General features: G+C 61.8%; 3 protein-coding genes. 1 reads left to right on the top strand and 2 read right to left on the bottom strand.

The genetic code is table 11. The features are described from left to right. Window positions 1-1,239 (top strand): hypothetical protein (locus PKE44_RS16840; RefSeq protein ID WP_324553578.1); only part of this gene is annotated, 1,239 nt, incomplete at its 5' end. A 260-nt stretch (window positions 1,240-1,499) separates the two neighbouring features. On the opposite strand, the gene PKE44_RS16835 is transcribed toward PKE44_RS16840, so the two are convergent. Together PKE44_RS16835 and PKE44_RS16830 are read right to left on the bottom strand one after the other, a co-directional pair. Next, complete coding sequence (locus PKE44_RS16835; protein ID WP_324553577.1) at window positions 1,500-2,624, bottom strand: hypothetical protein; 1,125 nt, start codon at window positions 2,622-2,624, stop codon at window positions 1,500-1,502. Next, window positions 2,614-2,970, bottom strand: a complete 357-nt coding sequence (locus tag PKE44_RS16830; RefSeq protein WP_324553575.1) for a hypothetical protein — start codon at window positions 2,968-2,970, stop codon at window positions 2,614-2,616. Before PKE44_RS16830 ends, PKE44_RS16835 begins: the two co-directional genes overlap by 11 nt. Between the last annotated feature and the right edge of the window lie 364 nt (window positions 2,971-3,334).

Here is a 3,334-nt window from a genome sequence, read left to right as displayed (position 1 = left end):
CACGGACCGACGCTCAAGGGCACGGCCTGCGCCGGGCGCGGGCCGGACTGCCGCATCGTGCGCGTGCAGGGCGCCGGCACCGGCGCCGACGGCGTGCCGCTCACCGTCGCCGAGATCGGCCTCGGCCTCGCCGACAAGCCCGGCGATGCGCCCGATGACGGCTGTCGCGAAGCCGAAGGCCCGTCCGATGGCGGGCGCGAATACTGGCTGATCGAAGGCGAGCAGGCCCCGCGCAAGCTGTTCGCGCTCTGCAACGACGGCTACGGCGCCAGCGGCGTCGGCGAGGACACGGTCACGATCGCCGCCAATCGCCTCACGCACGTGCAGGCCGGCGGCAGTGCCTGGCGCTGGAGCGAGGAACGCAGCGTGCAGTTGCGACCGCCGCAGTTGCTGGAGACCGACAGTTGCAGCTATTCGAACGTGCAACCGGCCTCGGGACGACGCACGCGCATCGAACATCCGGCGCTGCGCGTGCGGCTGGCGGTGATGGCCGCGGCCGATGACGCACAGGCCGAAGCCCTCGGCAGCGGTTGTCCGCCGGCTGCGAGCGACTGGAACCCGCAACCGGCTCCCGGCGTGCGCGCCGCGCTGGCGCTGCCGCTGGTGCCGGCCGAGGCCGGCGGTTTGCTGGCCAGCGGCCAGACGCTCGGCAGTTGCGCGCTGGCGCTCGCCGGCAACGGCGCACCGGGCTACCTCGTCCACGGCCGCCCCGACCCGCAGCGCCACGCCGAACTGCGCGTGCTCGCCGGCGGACCCGACACCTTGTATGTGCAGCTCCTCGACCCCGGCCGCCCGGCCCCGAACCCGGCCACGAGCTGGGTACACCGCGACCACCTCGAACTCTGGCTCGCTCCGCAGCGCAATCCCGACGCCGGCGAAGACCCGCGCCCCGATGCCGCACAACTGGTGCAGCTCGGCCTCACGCCGGACGGCAAGACTTTCGCCGGCCTCGGCAAGCCGCCGCTGCCGAAGGTCGAACGCTGGGATGCGAAGGATGCGCAGGATCGGCCGCTGACCGTGCTCAAACTCGTCTGGCCGCAGCCGGTGCTCGCCGGCGGCGCGCTGCTCGTCTATTCACAGGCCGACAACGACCGCCAGTCCCGCCTGCTCGCCACCGCCGGCCTGCTGAAGAACCGCCCGCAACTGCTGCCGGCCCCGCAACGACCGGCGGTGCGCTGCAAACTCGCGGATGGCGCACTCGATGCCGAAGCGGATGGCAGTGATCCGTTTGCGCGCTGAGCAGATGGCAGGGGATTGGCAGCGAAGCCGCGGCAGCCGGATGCGAAGGCTGCGGATTCGGGAACGGGACATGCGGGCGAAGCGGTGCAGGATGAGCGGATGGAGCCAGCCCGCCCCTCGCGAAACCCGCATTTACCTGCCCCGGTCGCGCTGAGCCCGATGGATGACCTGAGGCCGCCGGTCTCAAGTCCGATGGACGCAGGCTGCGATCCGGTCAGGATGTGGCGCAAAGCGCACATGCCGCAAGGTCAACTGCAGCTTCACTCGTCCGGGTCGTCCTGAGCGACCACGGCGGTCACATTCAGGCGACCATTGCGCTCGATGCCCGATATTGCAACGCGATTGGAATAGTAATAATGGGCACGAACCTCGTCCCAGAACTCCTCGCGCAAGAAACCCTTGCGATCGACGCCGTCACTGGTATCCCGGATGGTGATGCTCAGATTGTCATCATCCACTTCACCGATCCGCCCCTTGTACACGACGATTTTCTCGGCCCGATGCGCCCGTAACTGCTTACTGACTTTGAGGCGAGCATTGCGGTCCAGACGAAAACGCCGGCCCTGCAGCCAGGCACCGGAGACTTCGATTTCACGCACAACCCCGGAACCTGGAGGCGTCAGCGCCAGCGTTGCGCGCAGGATGGCATCCAGTTCCTCTGCATCCCCCTCGCCCAGCGACACCTGCCCCGCAGCATCCTGCGCCCATTTCAAGCCACGCGTCAGAGATGAGATGACAACCTGCATGCTTTCGTCCCTGAAAAGACCATGATCAGGCTCTGCCAATCCAACTTCAAAACTGGAAAAACGCAATCTCTGCACCGGCAAATCATAAAGTTTTCGTTGGGCATCCTTGGGACGCCCCTCTGTGTTGGCCGCCCGCACATGATCAAGCAGCACTTTGAGCGAAGATCGCACTGCGTCCGCAACCAATGAAACGACACTACATGGCATGCGACCGAGCGCAATATCATCTCCTAATGCCCGCGCTGAAAAAACAACGGTGTGTTCGGGCAAAAGCGGAGTGCCATGAACGGGCAGATAGCCATCTGGCACATCCGATTCCCTGATTGCCCAGATTTTTGCTGCACCATCGGAATGCGAACCACGAACCAGCCACATCCAGTCAGAAACCAGAGCTTCCCTGACGCCAATGATGCCTTTTTTAAGATTGCTGATTTTTTCTGAGGAAGCCGATGCCAGAATTATGGAACTTTCTTCAGACTCCTCATCCGCCAAATAAGCAAGCAATGGCTGGCAAAGCACAGAAGAGTAAGTCAAGAATACGATTGGCTGCTCGGCCTCATACAAAACCTCATGAATCGGCAACGGCCACTCGACGAGTTCCAACCCCAAGCAGTTTTTGCCTGCCAGATCAATATTCATCATCGCTGACCGTGAATTCGTCCGGCATCACCTTGCCTTTATAAGCCCACCACTCCATATGCCCCGCTTTATTAACAGGCGAGATCAGGCCATGCGCTGGTGTCAGAGTTGCCTGCGCGACATGAGCCCCCAGTTTCGGGCTTAAATTCAGACGATGCATCGCATTCGAATAACTATCAAACAAGGACAACGAACAGCGCCGACAATAATCGACATGCGGCGCAAGCCCAAGCTGAGCATGTGTTTTGAAATCATCCAGAGTCGGCGGGTTGGTTTTTACGATACGATACACAACCAACTCTCTTTGGGATGCAACGTCCGGCGGACAATTATCTGGCAACTGCATCATGAATTCCGACACAATCCCGTCCTCGCATCGAATATGATTCCCTTACCACCTATATAAACCACACACTATAGTGTAAACACATCATGAATCAATAACAACAACCCCCACTCGGAACGCCTCGGACCATATCCAGACGATCCAAAAGCTCCCATGACGCTCCTGATTTTGGAGCACACAAACATGAGCTGAAAAATCAAACGGCGCACACACGGCATCCTCTGCCACGCCGCGGTGCGCCGTTTCCATGTCTTGTCCGAGTGTTTACGACCCCTTCGTCTCCTCATCCTCCCCCTTCCTGGGACGCTTCAGTCCGCTCTTGCGGTCGCTCGTGCGCACGTAGCCCATGGCCTCGTACATCGAG

Source organism: Plasticicumulans sp. (assembly GCF_035331805.1).
GTDB lineage: Bacteria > Pseudomonadota > Gammaproteobacteria > Competibacterales > Competibacteraceae > Plasticicumulans.
Note: the sequence above shows the minus strand (reverse complement) of the source record. Positions and strands in the feature narration are given on the sequence as shown.

What these genes read in the sequence shown, in the direction of transcription:
- PKE44_RS16830 (WP_324553575.1), bottom strand. Translation starts at nt 2,970, where the DNA reads ATGCAGTTGCCAGATAATTGTCCGCCGGACGTTGCATCCCAAAGAGAG.
- PKE44_RS16835 (WP_324553577.1), bottom strand. Translation starts at nt 2,624, where the DNA reads ATGAATATTGATCTGGCAGGCAAAAACTGCTTGGGGTTGGAACTCGTC.